Annotated in this window: 20 protein-coding genes and 3 tRNA genes; 10 read left to right on the top strand and 13 right to left on the bottom strand. The window is 43.6% G+C overall.

All coding sequences use genetic code 11. The features are described from left to right. The first annotated feature begins 14 nt into the window (after positions 1-14). The 3 genes from tilS to AC13FX_RS01220 all read left to right on the top strand — a co-directional run bounded on the left by tilS (position 15) and on the right by AC13FX_RS01220 (position 2,133). Entirely contained in the window at positions 15-1,355 is a 1,341-nt protein-coding gene (tilS, locus tag AC13FX_RS01230) for a tRNA lysidine(34) synthetase TilS (RefSeq protein WP_482878582.1), read from the top strand. Positions 1,356-1,360: 5 nt separating this feature from the next. Further along, on the top strand, positions 1,361-1,927 hold the full coding sequence (gene hpt, locus AC13FX_RS01225; RefSeq protein ID WP_482878581.1) for a hypoxanthine phosphoribosyltransferase: 567 nt from the start codon (positions 1,361-1,363) through the stop codon (positions 1,925-1,927). Positions 1,928-2,044: 117 nt separating this feature from the next. Continuing rightward, positions 2,045-2,133, top strand: a tRNA-Ser gene (locus AC13FX_RS01220). A 10-nt stretch (positions 2,134-2,143) separates the two neighbouring features. On the opposite strand, the gene AC13FX_RS01215 is transcribed toward AC13FX_RS01220, so the two are convergent. The 5 genes from AC13FX_RS01215 to AC13FX_RS01195 form a co-directional block, all read right to left on the bottom strand. Then, positions 2,144-4,312: a CHASE2 domain-containing protein gene (locus AC13FX_RS01215; protein ID WP_482878580.1), complete on the bottom strand. Its 2,169-nt coding sequence runs from the start codon at positions 4,310-4,312 to the stop codon at positions 2,144-2,146. A 7-nt stretch (positions 4,313-4,319) separates the two neighbouring features. Then, positions 4,320-7,061 carry a hypothetical protein gene (locus AC13FX_RS01210; protein ID WP_482878579.1) on the bottom strand — a complete coding sequence of 914 codons (2,742 nt, stop codon included), beginning with the start codon at positions 7,059-7,061 and terminating at the stop codon, positions 4,320-4,322. A 51-nt stretch (positions 7,062-7,112) separates the two neighbouring features. After that, positions 7,113-7,844 (bottom strand): FecR domain-containing protein, encoded by a 732-nt coding sequence (locus tag AC13FX_RS01205; RefSeq protein WP_482878578.1) that lies wholly within the window; start codon positions 7,842-7,844, stop codon positions 7,113-7,115. 22 nt (positions 7,845-7,866) lie between these two features. Continuing rightward, positions 7,867-9,048 carry a hypothetical protein gene (locus AC13FX_RS01200; RefSeq protein WP_482878577.1) on the bottom strand — a complete coding sequence of 394 codons (1,182 nt, stop codon included), beginning with the start codon at positions 9,046-9,048 and terminating at the stop codon, positions 7,867-7,869. 151 nt (positions 9,049-9,199) lie between these two features. Further along, positions 9,200-9,273: transfer RNA gene (locus AC13FX_RS01195), tRNA-Ala, on the bottom strand. 199 nt (positions 9,274-9,472) lie between these two features. Between AC13FX_RS01195 and AC13FX_RS01190 the strand changes: the two genes are divergently transcribed. Further along, entirely contained in the window at positions 9,473-10,429 is a 957-nt protein-coding gene (locus AC13FX_RS01190) for an OmpA family protein (RefSeq protein WP_482878576.1), read from the top strand. Between the two features lie 97 nt (positions 10,430-10,526). Here the strand turns inward: AC13FX_RS01190 and AC13FX_RS01185 are convergent, their stop codons facing one another. Continuing rightward, positions 10,527-12,977 (bottom strand): DUF5686 family protein, encoded by a 2,451-nt coding sequence (locus AC13FX_RS01185; RefSeq protein WP_482878575.1) that lies wholly within the window; start codon positions 12,975-12,977, stop codon positions 10,527-10,529. A 284-nt stretch (positions 12,978-13,261) separates the two neighbouring features. On the opposite strand from AC13FX_RS01185, the gene AC13FX_RS01180 reads away from it, so the two are divergent. Then, positions 13,262-13,450 (top strand): hypothetical protein, encoded by a 189-nt coding sequence (locus tag AC13FX_RS01180; protein ID WP_482878574.1) that lies wholly within the window; start codon positions 13,262-13,264, stop codon positions 13,448-13,450. On the opposite strand, the gene AC13FX_RS01175 is transcribed toward AC13FX_RS01180, so the two are convergent. Beyond that, on the bottom strand, positions 13,447-13,722 hold the full coding sequence (locus tag AC13FX_RS01175) for a hypothetical protein (protein WP_482878573.1): 276 nt from the start codon (positions 13,720-13,722) through the stop codon (positions 13,447-13,449). The genes AC13FX_RS01180 and AC13FX_RS01175 overlap by 4 nt on opposite strands. A 174-nt stretch (positions 13,723-13,896) precedes the next feature. Between AC13FX_RS01175 and AC13FX_RS01170 the strand changes: the two genes are divergently transcribed. After that, positions 13,897-14,220 carry a hypothetical protein gene (locus tag AC13FX_RS01170; protein ID WP_482878572.1) on the top strand — a complete coding sequence of 108 codons (324 nt, stop codon included), beginning with the start codon at positions 13,897-13,899 and terminating at the stop codon, positions 14,218-14,220. A gap of 80 nt (positions 14,221-14,300) precedes the next feature. On the opposite strand, the gene AC13FX_RS01165 is transcribed toward AC13FX_RS01170, so the two are convergent. Further along, positions 14,301-15,446 (bottom strand): toxin-antitoxin system YwqK family antitoxin, encoded by a 1,146-nt coding sequence (locus AC13FX_RS01165; protein WP_482878571.1) that lies wholly within the window; start codon positions 15,444-15,446, stop codon positions 14,301-14,303. 350 nt (positions 15,447-15,796) lie between these two features. Between AC13FX_RS01165 and AC13FX_RS01160 the strand changes: the two genes are divergently transcribed. Next, positions 15,797-15,869: transfer RNA gene (locus AC13FX_RS01160), tRNA-Arg, on the top strand. 31 nt (positions 15,870-15,900) lie between these two features. Here the strand turns inward: AC13FX_RS01160 and AC13FX_RS01155 are convergent. From AC13FX_RS01155 to AC13FX_RS01135, 5 genes are all read right to left on the bottom strand, one after another. Then, on the bottom strand, positions 15,901-17,568 hold the full coding sequence (locus AC13FX_RS01155; protein ID WP_482878570.1) for a multicopper oxidase family protein: 1,668 nt from the start codon (positions 17,566-17,568) through the stop codon (positions 15,901-15,903). Positions 17,569-17,597: 29 nt separating this feature from the next. Beyond that, positions 17,598-18,152, bottom strand: coding sequence for a hypothetical protein (locus tag AC13FX_RS01150; RefSeq protein WP_482878569.1), 555 nt, complete (start codon positions 18,150-18,152; stop codon positions 17,598-17,600). Positions 18,153-18,182: 30 nt separating this feature from the next. After that, a complete protein-coding gene (locus AC13FX_RS01145; protein ID WP_482878568.1) occupies positions 18,183-19,442 on the bottom strand; it encodes an LVIVD repeat-containing protein in 1,260 nt (419 codons plus the stop codon). A 164-nt stretch (positions 19,443-19,606) separates the two neighbouring features. Beyond that, positions 19,607-19,888, bottom strand: coding sequence for a hypothetical protein (locus AC13FX_RS01140; protein ID WP_482878567.1), 282 nt, complete (start codon positions 19,886-19,888; stop codon positions 19,607-19,609). Positions 19,889-19,909: 21 nt separating this feature from the next. Beyond that, positions 19,910-20,956 carry an ABC transporter ATP-binding protein gene (locus tag AC13FX_RS01135; protein WP_482878566.1) on the bottom strand — a complete coding sequence of 349 codons (1,047 nt, stop codon included), beginning with the start codon at positions 20,954-20,956 and terminating at the stop codon, positions 19,910-19,912. A 173-nt stretch (positions 20,957-21,129) separates the two neighbouring features. On the opposite strand from AC13FX_RS01135, the gene AC13FX_RS01130 reads away from it, so the two are divergent. The 3 genes from AC13FX_RS01130 (at position 21,130) to AC13FX_RS01120 (ending at position 22,630) form a co-directional block, all read left to right on the top strand. After that, positions 21,130-21,627: an SPOR domain-containing protein gene (locus tag AC13FX_RS01130; RefSeq protein ID WP_482878565.1), complete on the top strand. Its 498-nt coding sequence runs from the start codon at positions 21,130-21,132 to the stop codon at positions 21,625-21,627. Between the two features lie 219 nt (positions 21,628-21,846). After that, entirely contained in the window at positions 21,847-22,194 is a 348-nt protein-coding gene (locus tag AC13FX_RS01125) for an STAS domain-containing protein (protein WP_482878564.1), read from the top strand. A gap of 13 nt (positions 22,195-22,207) precedes the next feature. After that, positions 22,208-22,630 carry an ATP-binding protein gene (locus AC13FX_RS01120; protein ID WP_482878563.1) on the top strand — a complete coding sequence of 141 codons (423 nt, stop codon included), beginning with the start codon at positions 22,208-22,210 and terminating at the stop codon, positions 22,628-22,630. Positions 22,631-22,634 lie beyond the last annotated feature (4 nt).

Genomic DNA, 22,634 nt, shown 5'->3' with positions numbered 1-22,634 from the left:
CCATACTTTTTCACATGGCAAAATCCCTGCTTACAATAATGAAAGATCACCTGGAAGAGACCCTTTCTGCCAATTTTGATGATAGTTCTTTGTTTATTATCGGAGTTAGTGGCGGGCCGGATTCCATGGCACTGCTCTATCTGATGCATTTATTGCGTCGGAAAGTATTTGTGGTGCATGTCAATTACGGTAAACGAGGACCTTCTTCAGATAAGGATCAGGAACTGGTTGAACAAATGGCATTTTCATGGGGTTTTGAAAGCTGCTCGGTTTCACTCGATCCGGCAGATGCAGAAGATCAAAATTTTCAAAACTGGGCTCGTGAACAGCGATACCAGTTCTTTCGTGATCTTAAAGAAAATTACGATGCAGATGCTATCGTTACCGCGCATCATAAAGATGATCAAGTCGAAACCATTCTTCAAAAAATTTTCAGGGGCAGTGCCCCAACGGCATGGCAGGGAATGAAAACCTGGGATGGTGAGATACTGAGGCCATTGTTACCTTTTGACAAGGATCAGATCCTGAAATTCTGTGATTCAGAAGCAATACCATTTCGATTGGATGAAAGCAACGAAGCTTCTGATTTTGCCCGTAATTTTATCCGAAACGAACTTTCCGATAAAATGGATAAATTGTTCCCGGGGTGGCAACAAAATCTACTTGCCCTCAGCTCTTTCGGTTCCACTTACGAAGCAGCGATAAACTACGTTTTAAATAATATTTCGGGAGATGGCTTCATTCATTTGGCCGAATTCAAAAGACTTGATCCAGAACTGAAAAAAGCTGTTCTGAAACGCTTTATTGACAGGCAAGGACTTGAGGGAAGCTACTCGAAACAACAACTACATGATCTGAGCGACATTGAGACCCTCCAAACCGGAAAGAGCATTCAATTTGGATCGTATAATCTGATCCGAGACCGGGACCTCATCCGGCTCCAAACAAATGAGGATAAAGTAACTTTTGAGGCACAGACCATAGACCGGCCTGATGCCCTCTCAGAATTTGTTGGTCCTTATTTTACAATAAGTGAATCCGATCACAAGCCGGAACCTCCCGATCTTCGAATGGATGCCTCTAAAATAACATGGCCGCTTGAGATCAGAAGATGGGAGCATGGCGACGTTTTTACCCCCCTGGGTTTGAAAGGCAGTCAAAAGATCTCAGATCACCTGACCAATCGGAAGGTCCCCACTATTTCCCGTGAAAATGCTTTGGTATTGTGCGGATCAGATAGTACTATTTACGCCATTATTTATCCTGAGAATGCCGATATTGGAGAATCAGGCACAATCTCTGATTCTGTAAAGTGCGACCAGAACACCAAAACCTATTTGACCATTAATTTTTAGACACTATGAGTTCCAAGTTTTACCAACCTGACACTGTTACGTGCAACGGAGAAACATTCAAGATCTATATCACCAAAGAACAGATCGATGAACGAATGAACCAGCTGGGAAATAAACTGGATAAAGAATTTGAAGGTAAAAAGCCCATTTTTATCGGCATTCTGAATGGAGCATTCATTTTTCTGGCAGACCTGATGCGGCACGTAAGCATACCTTGTGAGGTCGATTTCATGAAATTAAGCAGCTATGGAGATGAGAAGGTTTCCTCAGGTCAGGTAACTGAACTCAAGCATATTGATGCCAAGATCGAAGGCCGTCATGTGATCCTTGTAGAGGATATAATTGATACCGGGCTGTCCATGAATTATATGGTCAAACGAATAAAGGAAAAGAACCCGGCATCCGTGACCGTCTGCACACTATTACATAAAAAAGAAGCCACAAAACACGATGTACAACTGGATTATGTTGGCTTTGAGATCCCAAATGCTTTTGTACTCGGATATGGACTCGATTATGCACAGGAAGGCAGAAACCTGTCACAAATTTATGTAATTGATGGGAAGGAATAAGCTGATCTCAGGATAGTCATCCGTATTTCAGGATCGCAGAAACCTTCTTCAGGAAATACTTAGAAAAGGTTGCTATTAGTACCCAAAGCTCGCTATATTTGTTGCCCTTCAAAAAACGGAGAGGTGGCTGAGTGGCTGAAAGCGCTCCCCTGCTAAGGGAGTATACCTCCAACGAGGTATCGAGGGTTCGAATCCCTCTCTCTCCGCATTTTTGATCTACTTTTGTTCCATCACAAAAACACCGTTCCAATCTTCCGGTGGTGGATCTGCACTCATCATTTCACACCGTTTGATAAATACCTTTGATGGGTTTTCCTCATACATTTCTGCCTCAAGCGATTTACGAAACAGGGATCCTGCCCTTGCCCACTCTCTGTCAAAATATGCCCTAAGGGCTTCCTCAAATAATTGGTTTCGCTTCATTATTGCATCCGTAGCATGCTCTTTCAATCCCGTCAGTTCAAATACCTTGACCGGCCGGGTTCTTCCTTTGACAACGATCTGGTCCAGTTCCCTGAAAATGAATTCATCACTAAATGACTCCGCTTCTTTTTTTGTGGATTCTGTTACCATAATATCCACACCATAGAACTGAGCACCGCTTTCACATCTGGCAGCCAGATTCACGTTATCTCCCATCATGGTGTAGTTGAACCGCTTTGAAGACCCCATATTACCGGTGATCATAAGGCCGGTATTGATGCCGATCCGTTGCCGCATATTCACGATAAGGTCTAGCCAGCCCTCTTTTTCCCATTTTTCAGAAAGCTGCTCCATTTCAAACTGCATCAGGCAGGCTGTTTTACACGCTTTATGAGCATGCCCTTCGATCTCAACAGGTGCCCCAAAGAAGGAGACAATGGCATCTCCTATATATTTATCAAGGGTGCCGCCCTGTTCGTTAATGACCCTGGTCATGGCATCAAGATATTCGTTAATGAGCTTGACCAGCTCATCAGGTTTCAGTTGCTCAGAAAAAGTCGAAAATGAAACGATATCGCTGAAAAAGGCCGTGATATATACCTCATTCCCTCCCAGTTGTGGCTCTTCCCCCGATCTTACCATTTGATCCACGAGCTCCGGTGATACATAGGATGAAAACATATCCTTGATCCTGCGCTTTTCCTTTTGCTCCATATAGTATTCATAACCGACCATGCCACTTTGTGTCACCAATAATGCAATGACAGGACCGGTGATCATCATGATGACGTTCAGCGAAGTAAATGCCCAATAGGTGACTCCAAAGAAGGCGCCTGAAAGGATCAGGGCTAGAACTATTCCGGAAACAGCATTAAAATACCGGTTCACGAACGCCAGTATCATACAAAATGAAAACATGATCAACAGGGTATACCAGTTATTGAACCGCGATAAATAATTGTTATCCAATATGGTTTGAACGGCGTTGGCATGTATTTGATAACCCGGTCGCTCGTTATTGCCGGCGTTGGCATACGGTGTGGCATAAAAATCTTTTAGCAATGGCATGGTTGCCCCAACCAATACGATCTTATCCTTGAAGGTGCCACGGGTGAGATGCCCGAATTCAGGATCATCATAACTGTTGACCGAAGCTCCTAAATTTGATTCGAAAACCGTGGTGTATGAAGAATCATCGATAACCTCCTCATAACTAACTTCCTGAAAAGTACCTTCCGGGCCATAATAATTTATCAAAAAAGAATTAGCCCGGTCTTTTGGGATCTCAAAGGATCCTAATGAAAAGTACGCTTCATTACTTTCGGGGTCGATGTCATCAATATTCTCATAGGGAATGCCCTTGTATTGCCTGATTATCTCTAAACCAAACCTATAGTAATTTTCACCTCTGTGGGTGTGACCAAAGTTATAACTGCGAACGGCCCCGTCCAGGTCCGGAAATACCCTCACCAGTCCCGGTTTATTTGGGTTAGAATTAAGCAGAACCGTGTTGGGAAATAGGGGGGAAATAAGCTCAGACACTGCTGTTTCATCCGTCTGCAATTCACCGCCAAGTATCACATTCTCATGTCTTTCCAATGAAGCAGCAAATAATGAATCGTTTACCGGGTCGTAAATATCAGGATTATCAAAAATGACATCGAAGGCAATGACCTTGGCCCCCGCCCGATTCAGATTATCGACCAGCTTAGCGTGAAGGTTTGTCGGCCAGGGGTATTTGTATGGGATCTCCTCATCTGCCTGTTGACTTATCGCAACCAGAACGATGGGTGCATCAGATACATCCAGCTCACCCCTCATTTCAAAAAGCAGATCATGATGTCTGAGTTCAAGCATTTGAATGGGCTTCAAAAAGACCAAAAACACAGACAACAGAAAAGCAGACAAGGCTATGATGATAACCTGAGAATAATTCCTTCGTTGTTTTTTTTCTGATCTCATGGCTTACTTAGAATCTGAAGAGATATCTGAGTTGGATGATACGGTCGTTGGCTTGATTTCCACCACTCACATTCGTCAGGTTTGCATCAAGCAGGATGGCATGATATTCATCGAAATCATATCGCCCCCCGATCTGGATCACGTAAGTTTGAAATGTATTGGAATCTGTAACGGATCCAAATTCATAGTAATCATCTTTCGGGTCATCAGCCGTTCCGTTCTCATTGATCTCCAGGTTCTTTGATCTCACTTTATTATTTGTGAAAGCCAGCCTGCCGTTCAGTGAAAGCTTGTTTTCCATTATACTATAATTTGCTCCGGCATATAGTCCGGCAATTCGGATCTCATTTTGCCCACTTCCAGACGTCGTATAGTTATAAGTGAATCCAAGCCTGCTTTCTAGCGGAAGTTCATAAAACCTCGAATTCAGGTTAAGTGAAAGAGACGAACTTTTCACATCCCCAAATGCAAAAACATCATCTTTTGTATTCAATGTATTAAAATTCAGTGAAGCATCATTTCTTGCTTCCATAAGATCAAATTGTTGGGTGATACCAGAAGTAAAATTGACCGACCGGTTCTGCCTTGGTGTGGGAGTGATGATCGTTACCAGTGAATCCTGCCCGCTTATGGTCCTGATCTCCTGCCTGATATTTAAAACGGCTGAATTCAATTGTTCTGATGATAATAAATAATTTTGCCGGTCCACCCCGTTATCCCGGGTTCTGAACCTGAATCCAAGATTAACTCGTGGTAAGGTACGATCAACAGGGTACCAGCTGGCATTGGTTCTATAGGTCGTGGTTTTTGTGGTCGCATCCCGGGTGTCAGATACATTATCCTTCAGATGTTCAAAACCCAGCGTCAGGTATAACTGATTTGATAACAAATTGAGCCGGTCGCTTGCCGTAAACCCTGCCACATCTCGCCGGATAGTTGAATTGGCCAGCGAATAAAAATTTGGTCCTATCCAGCGATACTGTAACCTGGCGTTATTATTTTGATCACGGTAAGACAACTCATGATTCGTTGCAAACACACTGGCCGGTAAGAACAGATCACCGACAAGGTCTCCATTTTCATTTTCATTGAATTTCAGTGGCAAAGCGCTCATATTTTCATTCACAATGATGAGCCAGGAAAGCCGATCCAGAAAATCAGCAGCATCATTGCTGATATCAAAGCCAAGATCATCAGCCCTTTCTGTTGTGAGCGGTCCTCCATAGATATTGTTGTTCAGTGCACTGATGACAGCATCAGACTCCAGGCGCAGCATATTATCTATAAAACCCATTTTCAGATCAGTTCCCAGAACTACATTTTCTTTGGGTTTGATATTACCACCCTCAACTGCAAGTCTGGATGGATCACTGAGCAGGCTGTCACGTTCTTGCTGTGTGATATCTGTACTCAGGGTCAGGCCTGAATTCACAATATCCAGATAATCGCGGGCATTCAGTATGGACGTGGTATCATCATGGATCTTAAGGGCATGTAATCCGACCTGCCATTTACGTTCGTCCCCAAAGCTGAGCCTCCCCCCAACCAGCTTCCGGTCGAAGGTTCCCCTGCCTTCATCCTGATAGGTGAGCAAATAATTTTTACTCACCACATCTCCGTTACTGTCTAATATATCACGCACTACCAGGCTGTCATAAAGATTTGTGATACTTCTATCCAGTTTCCCATACATGAACTGAACATTAAGTTTTTCATCCCGGGTATGTATCTTGGTATTTATCCCCTGAATCCTTCTCCCCGTAATGGTAAAATCACTCATGGAAGGATATACATGCCCTGCCTCAAACATAAACCAGTCGCTATACATCAGGTCGATCCCGTACCTGTTCTGAGGCTGTAGCCTGTCCGATTCCTGTGAGGTGAGGTATCCATTCAAAGAGTATTTCCAGAGCCCGTATTTGCCTGAAACCCTGGTTCTCCCGGTGTAAGCATTGTTCACATCTCCGGAAATGACCTGATTTCTTGCCGTAAGCTCAGCGGATATTTGTGGAATGTTATTTTCACCAAATCCTGCGAAGGAGGCGGCTCCCGGTTCAACCACAGAGAATTGCCATTGAACCACTGAGTATTCTTCCGTAGATGTTTCATAAGCAACCTCGACCGTGTAAAAACCCGGCTGAAGTTCCCGGGGTTTGAATGAGATATAATAATAGCTGGCATCTGCATCATCAGTCACATCCCTGCCATTAAGGTATAGCTTGAACTGCCCGGATTCGATCGTGTTAATATCATAGAATAAAGCGATGGCAATGAGTACGTCATCTTTGGTAACGCCATTGCCCGGCGAGGGCGATAAGATCGTGTGATCAATTCCATCTATTCTGGGCTTGTCACTCAGAAGGCTTTCCACGATCTCAACCCGTACCGGATTTTCTGATGGCAAGTTAGCCGGATAATATATGGCCTCACCCGAGATGAGTTCTACTTCAAGATAATATTCAACGATACCGGCATTGGGGGCGTCTACTGAGAGATCAGCTACCAGGTCATTGTTCTGAAAGTAAACTTCCATCTGGCGGTAGCTAAAATCACCATCGTACCTATAATAAAGACGGGCCTGCTGAATGTCTGAAGCCAGGAGACCCGGTACTGAGAATTCGAGCTGAGTGATGCTATTGCGTTCAATTGCTACCGGTGGCTGATGCTGCACATTATATTGAGCCATTGCTGTGTCTGCCCCAAAGTGCAGAATCAACATCACCCCAATACATTTAAACAGTACCCGCATCCCTTTTATGTGTTTATGATGAGTTTAATAACGATCATAATTGGCTTCATTTTAATTTTGCCCTTCTTCGAATACATCGATCCGTATCTCCCTTAACTGACCATTTTGATCCCTGAATTTCAGAATGATCTCTTTAGGGATGAGGTCCGCATCCATTTCATCATAGCCTGTATTCAAATTCCTGAGCTGGGCCTGACTCAGCATACCGGAGTCAATGTCGTTTCCTCCTTCATCTACCTGAGCATACATTTCATCAAACAGTGAGATCGTTTCACCGGATGTCAAAGCCGTAACATCTACCTGACCTTCTTCAACCCATACATATCCATCCGATTTTGAACCAAAATCGGTACCCTTTACCGAGGCCAGTGATCGTGAGGTATACACTTCAAATTCATTTGACCCCTGGGGCTGAACCTGTAAAAATAATTCTCCCTTTTGCAGGTTGATCATGGTGTTACTCACTTTACTGGATAACTCAACATCGCCATTGATGATCAGCAGAGAGTTGGGCTTTACTTTTGCAATGCTTTTATCCATGAAATACACCAATGCAAACCCTTCTGAATCAGTTAATAAACTATCTCCCGAATAAAGCCTTTCTCCGATATCTTCTGAGAGGTCAAGCTTTTTGAATTTATCCTTTTCAAGGTTTGTCACAGTTACATCGGGCTTAAATCGCCTGACGATCCCGATCTCACGTTCAACCTGAAAGGCCTGTGCCTCTACAGTCACTATTGCCAGAATAAGTACAAGCGGTATGAAAATTCGAGTCAGTTTCATGTGAAGGCTATTATTTCCCGGATCAGTTTGAACCTAAGATGAGTTTATTATCTCTTATCAATTGCAGGATCTCTTCAAGTTTAACGGTTGCTGCGGGCCCTGTGAATGCCTGCCCATCATACTCAATACCGGTCAATTCAAATCCCTCAGACTGCAGCTGCCTGTAGGCATCCTCCCCCATAAGTGCTATCAGAGCATCTTCCACTTCCGTTGTGATCGGAGGTGTGTTTATGTTCTCGGAAGAACCACCAAGAGTAAAGGTCCATATCTCAGAAGTCACACGCTCCGCATCTCCACTTCTCTGCAGCGAGGTTTGAACCTGCCAATAATAGGTCTTACCGGGCTCCAGGGGCTGAGCGCCGGACGATGGATATTGATAGGTACTTTCCGTGACCAGCACATCCAGGTTTTCATATTCAAGTAAAGATCCCCCATCATTCACGGGCATTGTACTGAGGGCACTTTCGATCAAAGACTCCGGGCTATCCTGCTGGTTCTGTTCAACCACTACCAAACGGTAGCTGATATCATTTTCCCCTTCCCAGCTAAACTGAGGATACGGGTTCGTGATCTCTGACCGGCTCCCCACCTGTTCGCCGGGGGCTTTCAGGTAGATCTCACTCTCCTCAAATACTCTGGCAGCCGATCCACCAAATTCAACGATATCCCTTGCCAGGTCTTCCCGCCCAAAGGCATCTGAAACGGTAAAAACGATGACCTCCACTGAATACACATCCCTGGGAAGGGTAGTGGAGCCCGATAACCGGTCAAACAAATTTTCACCCTCAGGCGTCAATCCACCCGAAAAATCAATACTCTGCTCGATCCCCGGAATCCTTTTCCTCGCAATATCATTATTGGTTACATACAGGGATTGATAGGGTTCCAGCGAAAAAGGAAGGTCGGAAAATGACCGAAGCTGAACCAGTGTACCTAACTTTGCGGCACTGATCCTGATCTCGAGATAGAGGTTGTTGACCGGTTCAGGGTCCATATTTTCTATAAAACCGGTGATCAGTACAGGGCCGTTGCCATCATTATCGATACCCAGATCCGTGAAACTCACAAGCTGAGTATTATCAAGTAAGGAAGTCGTTTCCAATCGAAGTGAAATATTCTGTGCCACTGATATTTTAATGGGAACAATAGCCAGTATGATCAGTAAGACAATTGAGACGCAACATTTACACCATCTCGAATTCATTTTGACTCCCGTAATTGTTTGACGTCCACATTTTAAAGTAATAGAAATTCCCAAACAAGTTTTGAAGGGAATTCCTAATGATAGGTTATGATTGGCAAAACAACTGTTACAAACATAAAAAAAGCCTCTCTCTGTGTTGAGAAAGGCTTAGTGGAGCTACGGGGATTCGAACCCCGGACCTCTTCGCTGCCAGCGAAGCGCTCTAGCCAACTGAGCTATAGCCCCGTGATCAAGGAGGGCTAAAATAGATATTTTGAATATAAATTACACCATGAATTTATTTATTGTAAATTAATGTCATACTATCTTATAATTGAGCTTACTTTAAGGGCTGTAAGTTCATAAAAAACTCTTTTTAATTCATTACTAAACCGCTATTTTAGCATCAAACATTCAAATTTAATTTAAACCGTAATCCAAGAAGATGACAAATTTAAAATCTATCCTACACATTTCGTTTGTCGCTGTTGCACTTGTCTTCATGACAAGCTGTTCCGGAACAGATGAATTACTAGCACCATCCGAGCGTACGCTTGAATACCTGCAATCTTTAGATGAAGAAACGCTTAGAACTTTAGATACAGATTCCGATGGTCTTAACGACTACATGGAAATGTATGAGTACGAAACAGATCCACTGAGTGCAGACACTGACGGTGACGGCCTTACTGACGGTGACGAAGTAAACACTCATGAAACAGATCCATTAAGTGCTGATACTGATGGTGATGGCCTTTCTGACGGTGATGAAGTGAATTCTTACAACACCGATCCAAATAACTCTGATTCAGACAACGACGGTCTTTCTGACGGTGACGAAGTAAACGAGCACAACACCGATCCTAACAACTCTGACTCAGACAATGATGGTATCTCCGATTATGACGAGATCATGACTCACGACACGAATCCAAACAATGCGGATTCTGATGGAGACGGTTTCACTGATCAGCAAGAATTAGATATGGGTACCAACCCAACTGACGGTTCTGATCCTGTATACCTGGATACCGATGCTCTCGATACTATCAACTTTGACTTTGACCGTTCAAACATCCGCAGTGATGCTGAAGCGATCCTTATGGAAAACGTTGAAGTACTGAAAGATGCTCCTGCATTCCGCGTTCGTATTGACGCTTACACTGACCATGTTGGTGGCGATCAGTATAACCTACGCTTGAGCCTCCGTCGTGCAAATGCTGTTGTAGATTTCTACACAGAGAACGGGATCTCTGAAAGCAGAATTGAGTCACGCGGATTAGGTAAAGCACCGGTTGAGTGTACAGAATCTGAGAAAGATGCCAACACTCCAGGTTGTGAAAGAAACCGACGTGCAGAGTCACACCCGATCAGTACTCTTAAGTACGAAAGAAATAACTAAGACCCTGTAGTTCAGACTACAACTTAGTAAACTATTTAAAGCCTGCAGTTTTTGACTGCAGGCTTTTTTTATGCAAGAAGTTTTTTGAACCCGACCTTTAAAAGAACCTTGCCACGCTGACCCCTAAAAAGAAACCGGGGTCATCTATTCGGTAAGCCAGATCTGCCCTGAGCAGATTAAAGATGTTACTCAGCGAGATTCCCGCCTCCATGTGCCAATCCTGAGTAAAAGCCGGTGGAAACCCATACCTGTTTTGAAATTCACTCACCTGACGATCCGTTACCCAGGTCTTACCTATCCCACCAAATGCTATCACACTTAAACCCGTTTGCGGAGCATTTCTCCATCCCAGCATTTCGAGGGGTACACTCTTGAAATTGTGCTCGGCATTCAAAGCTACATAACTCGCCCCTTCATAAGGCACATATCTTTTGGTCTTAAAAGCTCCGAAAGGAGTGAATACCCCCTGTGCCACATCCAGCACCTCATTTTTCTGAACCGGCAGGTCACCGATGTAGGTACCCGCATTCAACCTCATCTCCAGGGTGTTTGGGAAGAATCGGCGCTGGTAGAAGGTTTCAATACTTCTGTAGAGGTCTATCTTGAATTTTGTGTAATCCCAGCTGCTTGCCAGATACGATGCCGAATGCTCAACGCTTAACTCGAAGTCTTCTGCCCCAACCGCCCCAAATGCTTTTTTATCATTGCCCTCACCCCAGGTCAAAGTAACAGCTCCCAATGTCCCTTCTTCTACGTAGCTGTTGGGACGTTGTATTTCACTTCTTCCCAGAATATCATAGTTCGTGCTGTATACAATACTTTCATGATCTTCGTAGGAGTATTTCAGGCGTATTGACCCCGGAAATTTCCTCATCAGGTAGGCGCCGCCAATTGAAAAGCTTTCATTGCGATAATAATCGAAGTAATCCGGATAACCGAACAGGGGAGTGAAGGAGGTCAAGGTCGGGGTGAACATATCTGAATTATACCGGGTGTCATTGAACACTTTATATTCACTGCTCAGGGCGAATCGTCGCGTGTTCTTTAACGGCCACCAGCTCATTTTCACCCCATACGAGAAGGCCTCTTCGCCGGAACCATAACCGGTACTGTAGCCTCCAAAAACGGTGGACCGCAGCCTGTTGTCAATATACCTGCGTTCATGTTTCAAGCCTGCGTACAGGGCTTCCACGCGATTGAAACGGGCCTGTGGAGTTATATTCCTGGTCAGTTTCGACAGAACGGAACTCTGTGAGTTTCCACCCCGGCTGTTTCCTCCCGCGCTTGCCGAAACAGTGGTTCCGTCTGACCCCGATTCTTCTTCCCAGTCTATGAACCGCGTGAAGAAACCGGTGGGCCTAAAGGCTTTCTCAAGCGTGGCGGTGCTATCAATAGATTGGTAGGCTACTTCCTCCTGTTCATCCAGCGGGATCACATCCACCTGACGGAAGAAAATGGAGTCTTCCATAGCCACTGAAGCGGAATCAACGCTTAACATTTCATTTTTTTGGAACAGGGTGTCGGGTAATTCGATATTGACCTTATAGTCGTTCAGTTTGGCCACCTGTCTGAATCCGATGGGCGGGAATCTTAGTCCAACCACCCCTACTTCCACCAGCCCGTCTATTCTTACATCAACCGGAAGCCAGAAATCGCCTCCAAAGTTGCTGAATTGCTGCGAGTAAGAGAGGTCAAAATCCTGCACCGGTGGAGGAAAGACCACCACGGCATTCGGTTTGAGATCCACTTCCAGAAGGGCATACTCTTCGCCCAGTACAAAGATGGTCCCCTCGAATAAAGGCTGGAATTTTCGTTTTGAGCCAACCGATATCTCGTATACCACCTGCCCGTCTATGGACTGCATATCTTCCAGGGTGAAATCATAATAGGAAAGAGCCTCCGGGTGGGTGACCCCTACTACATTGAACCCGGCAATATCCAGGTTGTCGTCGTAGAAGTTCGGCAGGTAACTGACCCCCGCAAAATTCGAGGCCTCATCCATATTGGCCGTTTGCCGCTTCGATTTCAGGATTTCTCTTGATCCCCTCTTCTTATCCCAGTATGCGATCGATACGCTTTCTGAAATGGAAATGATGGAGGTGTCATTCTTTAATTGCTGCCGCGTATAGGCCTCTGCCTGATAGGTCTTGAGATCCGCCCGCCAGATCTTCTTTCGCTTTATCACTTCCCGCATAATGGCGATGGCCGGATCCTCACCGCTGACTGTGATCTCTCCCATATCTGCAATAGATGGGCGGAGCAGAAAATCGACCGGTGCATCTGCATTGGTCACCACAACCTCCTGACTTTCAAACCCAATGAAACGCGCGATGAGGGTGACCGGAAGCTCGTTTACGATCAGGCTGAATTCCCCGTCCTGATTTGAAATAGTTCCCTTATAGGTATCCTTGATCACGATATGGGCCGCCGGCAGGGGCTCACCGGTCTCGGCATCGGCAATGCGTCCTTCGATCCGGTGTTGAGCATTCAGCGAGGTTAAACCAAAGAGGATAGTGGAAATGGTGATGATTAATGCCTTGATCTTCATATCTACAGTTTTTTGGTCGGATGAATATGCCCCTTCTACTATATAAGAGGTGAATAGTTACGCTAAGCTACGTATCTTTTTTATATCCGTTCAACCATTTAAACCGACCCTGTAGTTCAATCGGATAGAATAGTAGTTTAATTAAATTAATAAAAAACATTTACTTAAAAATCATTGATTATGATTATGAAATAGATTATAAATCACCCTTTCTCATGATATAATCAGGGCCATGATTATAAATCGTTTCTTTACTATACACTTCTACTTACATAATTCCATTAATGAGTTCAAGAAAGACCCGTCAGAGAAATAAAGAGATTAAAAACAGACAGCCAACTGTTACCCTCAATGAACTAATTGATAAAGAAATAGTAACCATAGATGATTTCGAGGAATTGAATTTAGTTGGTGGTCTTACAGGTAGAAAGAAAAACCCTTGGTGGAAACCAAGGGTTTCATCGAGTTCTTAGATAACGTTTAATTCAACGAACACTAAAACTATCGTAAATATTAGAATAAGTAGTGTCATCCCGGTTATCCACCTTGTTAAGGTTGTAGTTGTTTTATTACCCTTCTCTAATTCTTTAACTATTTTTCCCAATTCCTTCCTGAATAATTCATTTCTCACCATCTCTGGTGTCTCTCTATTCGAAGTCCCATTTATGTTACCTGAATTCTTATCATGAATCTCAATTAATTCATCTTCAGTCATCTCTTTTAACCTTTTAAATTTTATAGACATATTTGTTTACTTTAAATTAAAATGTAAACAAGTATAGTCTTACTTAATCCCATTTATCAATACCGATTTTATTGGATGATTTTCCAAAATAGAAGGAGTTAAAAGTTATTCTTAAACTTGAACCCTTCTTGTTAATTGAAAACCTAAATGTATCAGAAGAGAACTTTAAAAATCATGAAACCCGAATACTTAGTAATACTACTATCGTGTTTTATAATATCTTCTATTTTAGTTCTTCCCCACGAAGAAAAGACAATTCTATGTTTAGATAAATTATCTAACCCAAAACCAGCTGACTGTATGGAATATGAAAAAACTACTTGGAGGTTCATTGGTTTAGATTCTGTCACCGTGGAAAATGAATTTATTGAATCATCCCAAATATTAAGAGAGAAAGGTTCTGAATACTCAATTAGCTATGTGTATTCTATAATACAGTTTGTTATTGTTTTAGTGATCTCATTTACAATTTACTTTGTATTAAAACCACCACTATAAAATATTAAAAGAAAAATTATATCAATTTTCACCTTGTAAACATAAACCAATTAAGAAAATCACCTTTTCTGTTACTTAATTTAATACCACATCCGTGTGGTATAAATAACATTACCATTTTCATCAAACTCTTCTAATTTATAATTATCCTCTCCGTCATACGTTCTCTTTTTCCATAGAGTCCCATCAGGTTTATATACAGTCCAAACATTCACCAATTTTCCATTTTTAAACTCTCCTTCTAACTTAGGAATACCGTTTTCATAGTACCTGTTAAAGACACCATCAAAAGTATCATCTCTCAGAGTAAATTCTATCTTAACTTTACCATTCGGATGGTATATCCTCCATAAACCATTTTTACTACCATCATTAAAATTTCCTTTTACTTGAGGGGTATCAGATAATGGAAAGTATTTTATTAATTCCCCATCTTTAACTCCATCCTTGTATCCTAATTCTAAACTTGTCTTACTAACATTTTTAATTACCCATCTACCATCTCTTTCTCCATCTTTATAAAAACCTGATACATGACTAATATCATCTTTAAACAGATAAAACTTTTCATCCTCGTATAGGTTATAATTACCAGATTCGTCAAAACTTACACTGTAAAAAGTTCCAACACTTGTTGAGATTAAATCAAATAGTTCACTTCCATCACCCTCACTGTTATACTGACTTATATCAACAACAAATCTTCCATTGAACGCCCCCTCACTAAAATCTACAGTTAATATCGTATCTTGACTTGAAGTTAGTTCCACATATCTACTATCGTATAATCCATCAGAGAATTTCACATCAACATTCAAGACACCGTTTTGATGGTACTTTTTGAATATTCCATCCTTTTTTCCTCCCTTGTACATTATCTCTGACTCAATATTTCCATCTCTAAAGTAGGTTTTAAAATTACCGTCTTCTTTACCATTTACATAATTACCAACACTGAGTACTTGTCCATTGTCATAAAATGTTTTCCACTTTCCAGCCTTGAAACCATCCTCAAATTTCCCCTCTTTTTTTAACTGTGTATTAAAATGATATTCTTGGTACAGACCATCTCTTAACCCATCTTCATACTCAACTCTTAATGTCATTACATTATTTGTTGAATCAACACCGATTCCACTGAAAGGAATAGAACTATTCACTTGATAAGTTGTATCGTTTCTTTCAACAAGTCTTTCTTCCAAAACATATGAATCACCAAATTTCATGTCTGAACAAGACTGAAAAACTAAAAGGAGAAATATTGTTAAAAATAAATTTGAACACTGTTTCATAATTAAACCCGAAAAATTATTCTCTATGATTTGACTTAGTATTATAAGTGAAGTGATTACATAATGACTTAAATACTAATTTAATCAATTACATAATTAGTCATTAATGTTTTTGAATCTAAACCTTTGAAGTTGAAAACCCAATCACCTTAGTAATATCCCTTATAGTAAAACTGTCATCCAAGTAGTCTATTATTTTCTTGGAAGTGTAATAAAAAACCATAAGATGATTACAAAATTTGTAATTAACTTTATTGGGTGTTGTTTTCATTAGTCTTTTGACAGACCCTGTAGTTCAATCGGATAGAATAGGGACCTCCTAAGTCCTAGATCTGGGTTCGATTCCCGGCGGGGTCACTTTTTGAAATGAGGAGTATAGTCTTATCGACTACTCCCCCACCTCAAAACCAAGCATCATGCCGGCATCCAGATGCTCGCCGATGTGGCAGTGCATCATCCATTTGCCGGGATTGGACATCTCGATCAGCAGGTCTACCGTAGAACCCACCGGTATGATGGACGTATCCTTCCAGACCATATTGGGATTTTCCACCCCGTCAATATTCAGCACCAGGTGGCGCTGCCCGTGAATGTGGAAAGGATGATTCATGGGGTGAAAGGTGTCCGGGTTGTTGAAGATTCTAAGTTTGATAATATCCCCTTTCCTGAAGTCCCAGTAGATATCCATATTCTTTTTGCCGGTGGCCGGGTCGTGCAGTATCCACTCCACCTGTTTGCCCGTTGAGAGCCAGTTCATCATGGGCATGGTATCATTCCATTCCAGGTGAGGCACATAGGCCGTGTCCAGTTCCATAGACTGCATGATCGGGATCGGCAAATTCTGCACCGCCACCGTCAGCTCCAGTTCCTTATCTACCGGCTTATCAAAATAGGCTTCAAATTCGGCAATATCGGTCTTCACATCCTCATTCACCCTCAGGGTGTTGAAGGCTTCCGTGTAGGGTTCTTCCACCTCATTCTCTGATACTGTGACCATCCCAAGGGTGTCCTGATGCGGATAGAATTCTCCCCGAAAATGATTGATGGCCTGAATGGAGTTCAGGATCGGGTAGGTGCCCGGCTCCTCATACAGCACCTCAACGATATACCGTTCCGCCACCGCGATGGGAACGTTCTCGGTATAGACCTCTTCTTCAAATTTACTGATATCGGAACCAACCACCTTTACCTTGGCCCCTTCAAATACCATGTTGAAGGTGCGCGTGTTCGCCACATTGGTGATATAAAATCGCAGCACCTCATTCTTATCAACGCTTAGTTCGTAATCGGTTTTCCCGTTCACCAGCATCACGTTTCCGAACCGACCCATCAGGGCATGACTCGGGCTGGATTTCCCCCAGGGGATCAGGCCCTGATCATCGATCAGTATATCATCCAGGATCACCATTTCTTCGCGGTTCACCGGACTGTAATAATCCTCTTCGGGCGGTTCAACCAGCATATTCCCATACAGCCCCAGATCCTGCTGAATATATTCCAGCACGTGGGGATGATACCAGTACACGCCGGCATCTCTGAAAAACAGTTCATAGGTAAAGGACTCACCCACCTGCACCGGGTCCTGCGCAAACATGGTCCCATCAAAACGATAATCGTGACGCAGCCCATGCCAGTGAACCGTGGTCGGCAGTTCGATCTGATTGTTGAATTCTACCACCACCGTACTGTTCTGCGGAGCTTTCAGCAGTGGCCCCGGGTACTGCCCGTTGTAACCGTACATCACATAGTCTTTACCTTCCAGGTTGCGCCGGACGATGGAAGCCTGCAGGGCCACGGTATCCCCATCGGCCAGCTCCAGGATCTCACGCGGCTTTGCGTAGGGAATATCTTCTTTATCCAGTCCCATGCCTGCAAGAAACGGCTCCACCGGCGGTAACTCATTATGCATTCCGGGCAGCATGGGCATCTCCATGTTCATGGGAGGCATTCTCCACACGGTCTTGGTGGTATCCATATCCATACCCTGACCACTCATGTTATGATGTTCGTGCTGGGCTAGTGATGGAAGGGAAATTCCTGAGATGATCAGGATCAACAAAAAGGACTTAGGGTACAGCTTTATCATTAATAATATCCGTATTTAGCGCAGGGTTCCTGGGCGAAAGGACCATGACCTGCCATGGTATGCATGAGCCCGCTCCTTGATAAACCGCGAAAGGCGATGGATCCGGACCACATGGTTGTATTAGGAGAGGGAGCTTCTTCTTCGTGGGTGATAACCACAATATATTTATTCCAGTCGACCGTACCTGAAGTTTCAAGATCCTCATCAAGCGTTCCTATCAACCTGACCTTATCCAGTGACGGCGTGGTCACCCAGGCTACAAATACACCCTCTTTAGGTTTGTTGACTCTATTGATCTTAATATCCAAACGGTGACGGTAGGACCCGTCTTTAGCAATGGATATTCCGAACGGGTTGGGAGAAAATTTCATCACCGCTTTACCCTTTGCCTGTCCAGTTCCGGGTATATTTTTGGTGGTCACCAGGTCGATGGTATAATATTCAGACCCGGTATCCACGCATTGAATAGGCGGCCCCGGATCGGCTTTCAGTTCAATACTGAAAGCCGTGCAGATCAAAAGTACCGGAATTATGAGATATCGTGTTCTTATCATAGCTAAATATAATCAGCTTAGGGTAAACAATTAGTTTGCCTGGGGTCCTTCATCCCAGTTTTGTGCACTGGAGATATTTGGCATCCCCCAGCCGCGACCATTCCAGCCCTGGAAATCTTCCAGACGGAAAGCCCAGAATCCGGTTCCCATATCACTCACGACAATGAGGCCGTCTTCATTCCTTACATCCACGCCAAAGGCTCCATTACAGGTACTATCGCCACACATACCGGACCGATGCTTACCCAAAAAGGTATCGTAATAGGCTACGGTCTTTGGTTCATCCGGACTGAACAGGTCCACTACCAGCAACCCATCCTCATAACCGGATACAAACAGGTATGGCCATCTTACTTCGTGATTATGCACCAGGTTCTCATAGTCAAAGTTCCATGAGCTGATCGGTTCACGAATATTTTGCACCTCGCCATCCAACGCAGGCTTCAGGTCAAAGATACGCAGGGGCGCATGCATGTATTCCGTCTCACCGACAATATAACGGCCATCCGGGGAAGGCGTTACGGTATGTCCCCAAACCACTCCGCTCACTCCCGTTACAGATGCGATCAGATTCACCGAATCCATTTCCGTTACATCAAACACAAAATAACCGCCGGCTCCACCGCCATAAAAACGGTCCTGCTGACTATCGGGATGGTAACCCACATAAAAATCATGGTAACCCAATGAAGCACCGGCCATGCGGGCAGGCGTGTCAGGATTCGGAACAGTTCCGGCAAGAATATCCTCTTCTCCTTCTACGAACTTACTCAGGTCATACACATAGGCATCATCTCCTGAGGTGGTGGCAAACAGCAGCGGGCGTCCGTCAGAATGCTTGTACATAAAAATGTTATGGAATCCACCCGGATGCTCGGCATTGCGCACATAACCAACGGTTTTGACCTTGCTCACATCAGGTAAACCGGTCACATCCACAACAACCGCTCCGGCATCGGTATTCGGGCCACCCTGGAAAAACTGTAACGACTGCACCACATAGTACCGGTCGTTATGCTTAAAATACTTTGGGTCCATACCGCCGAGCCCCACATGAAGCTCCTCGTTTGGCATTCTCCATCGGTAGATCACCTCTGCTTTTTCAGGATCCGAAAGATCGATGATATCAAATCCTTTTTCTGCCTGCATCCTGCCTACATAAGCGTAGGGGCGACTCATTTCCTGTTCAACTACAATATCTGTGACACTTAAGGGTGCACCCAAAGGAACATGTGAAAGGACCTCAAGGTTATCGCTCCGCTTTGGCAGCTCATCATTTTGCTGAGCCATGACCGAGAACCCACCCACGTTTAGAAAAAGAATCACCAGAAAAATAAATGACTTATACATATATCCGTTTTTAGCATTAATAAGAAGCTGCTAATTACGAAATACCTGAGGGAAATGGAAATGGCTTCACAAATATTATCATCTTTAAGGGGCGGAAGGACTTATCACACCCTCTTTTTACCCCTTAGAACGGCCCCAAGAACAGCTGTAAATAAAGCGGCACCAATAATAGACCATACCACCGGGAAGGGTTGTCCGTCAACTTCCACTGACCAAAGCTCCGGCAGCCCCAGCTCACTGGCTATCCATTTACCAATGATGGCTCCTACAAACCCGACACCGGCTGAGATCAGGCATCCACCAAAACTGTACCCGCTTATACTTTGACCGATCCCGCCACAAATGGCAGCGATCAACAACAGTAATAGAAATCCAAAAAATGACATCTTTTATCCTCTTTATTTCTGTTAAGCCTTTTGTTCTAGTACTACTGCAGGCTCCAAAGGTTTCACAACCACATGATCGTCCACATCAAACAAAAGCCGGTTATCTGTGTGAACAATATATTTATCTCCCTTGAACAAAACATGGTAGGTAATGTCGTGCCCTCTGAATTCACGCCCAACGATGATGCCGCTTTCATTCCCATTAGCTTCACACCGTTCAATGGTGAGGTGTTCAGGACGTATAGAACACAGGATCAGCCCCTTAGCTTCTTTGTTGATCTTGACCGGTCCAAGTCTTGTTTCCACGTTATCACTGCCATCGGCATGAGCCCGAAACAAATTGGTACGCCCCAGAAATTGAGCAACGAACTGTGTTTTGGGGTGATAGTAAACTTCTTCAGGTGTTCCGATCTGTTCGATCTGCCCGTTATTCATGACCGCGATACGGTCTGCAAAGGATAGGGCTTCTTCCTGATCGTGGGTGACCAATATGGCACTCATTCCGGATTTTTTAAGTATGGCACGCACCTCTTTGCGAGTGGTATCCCTCAGCATGGCATCGAGGCCTGAGAACGGCTCATCCATTAAAACCAGGCGAGGTTTTGGGGCGATCGCGCGTGCCAAAGCCACTCGTTGCTGCTGCCCTCCGGATAGTTCGTCCGGCATACGGTGCTTATATTTTTCCATACCGGTCCGGCATAATACTTCTTCAGCAAGAACAGGACGCTTTTTCTTCTCAACCTCCCTCAATCCAAAGGCCACGTTCTCGAGGGCATTCATATGGGGAAAGAGAGCGTAATCCTGAAAAACGAAACCCACTTCTCTTTTTTGAGGAGTTAAATGTACCGAGGGGCTTTCGACCAACTCTTCTTCTATATACACTTCCCCATCATCACATTGCTCAAAACCTGCGATCAGGCGAAGAGTTGTAGTTTTTCCACACCCACTTGGGCCAAGCAGCGCAAAGATCTCATTTTTCCCAACATCAAAGCCTACGTTGTTAACAACAGGCCCGCTTTGGTCAAATGCTTTTGTAAGTCCGGTTATGTGCAGAAGAGGTTTTTCCATATGTGTACTGAACCAAAAAACTTGGATTTAGATTCAGTCTACATAAGATAAGGACTATTCCCATACTTCTGAAAATTTGATGCGTGAATATTTGTGAAACAGTATGGTATGATGTAAGTTTAAAATATTGAGGGTTTACATCGTATATCAATAACAAACTAACTGACTTACTTATGAAAAAATTAGGCATCTACACTTTTGTGGTCGCTTTTGCTTTGATCACGATACAGGGTTGCGGGCCAAGTGAAGAAGAAAGACGTGCTGCGGAACAAGCCCGCCTTGATTCACTCCGGCAGGTTGAACAACAACGTATAGAACAGCTGATGCAAGCCAGGGAAGACAGCCTCGCACGTGCGGCTGAACAGCAGGCTATGGAAGAAGAAGAAAGTAAAAACACCGCTAATTTTGCCGAGAATGGCGAATATGCCGTTCAGGTAGGTGCTTTCCGATCTGAAACTCAAGCCAACTCTTACAGGGATAAACTCAGAGAACGGGATTACCCGAGTGTTTACACGGTCAAAGTTGGAGAAGAAGAGACCGGTGATATCTGGTTCAGACTGCGAGTAGGCTTTTTTGCCAGCGAAGCGAATGCTGAAACATTTGGTGCTAAACTAGGAGAAGAACTGAATACAGGCTATTGGGTTTCGAAAGTAGAAAGGCAAACTAATTAGTAGTTGCTTCTCTCCCAAGCATTTGCTTAATTAAAGATGCGCTCAAGTAGCGTCTCTCTTGATGAATAGTCAGCCCCGCACATTAGATAAATGTGCGGGGCTATTTTTTTGTATCTTTTTTGACTGCTTTTCGTAATCCATACGCAAAAACTTTTCTAATTCTGTGGTTTACGTTATTATGCACCTTCAACATGATCTAAAAACTTCAATTTCAGCGAAATGAAAAATTTCAGTATCGCTACACGGCAAAATCAAAACGTAAGTATACTGGATATCAGCGGCGAGTTGGATGCACATACAGCCTCTCAATTAGAAAATACGCTTAAATCCCTCATAGATAACGAAAATTATTCCATTGTAGTTAACTGCTCAGGACTAGACTATATAGCCAGTGCAGGGTTGGGGGTATTCATGGCCTACATTGAAGATGTAAGAAGTTTAGGCGGCGATATTAAACTCACCGATATGAATGATCGTGTATATAATGTATTTGACCTGCTTGGATTCCCAACTTTATATGATATTCTGGATAGTGAACAGGAAGCACTGCAAAGCTTTAATAATTAAATAGAAAGCAGACGTGGCAGGAACCAGACAAATACACACTCTATCTGTTGAGGCTTCTACAGAGCATTTGGCAGAAGTGCGCGATTTTGTGGCTTCTCATGCTGAAAATATCGGCCTAGATCAGAAAATGATATCTGAGATCCGTCTTGCTGTCGACGAAGCTTACACCAATATCATCAAGCACGCATACGGTAATAATTCTGCTGAAACAGTGAATATTGAGATCGGTTCTGATGATGACCAGCTGTGGATCACCCTTATTGATAGTGGAAAAAGCTTTGACCCGGAATCTTACAGGGAACCTGACCTGATGAAGCGCATCAAAGAAAAGAAACGAGGCGGCATGGGTGTATATCTGATCAGAAAAGTCATGGACCAGGTTCATTATAACCGCAAGGGTAAAAGCAATGAAATACGAATGGTCAAAAATATTTGAGGCC

The organism is Gracilimonas sp. B-17, from assembly GCF_056857935.1.
This window is presented reverse-complemented; position numbering and strand designations above follow the sequence as displayed.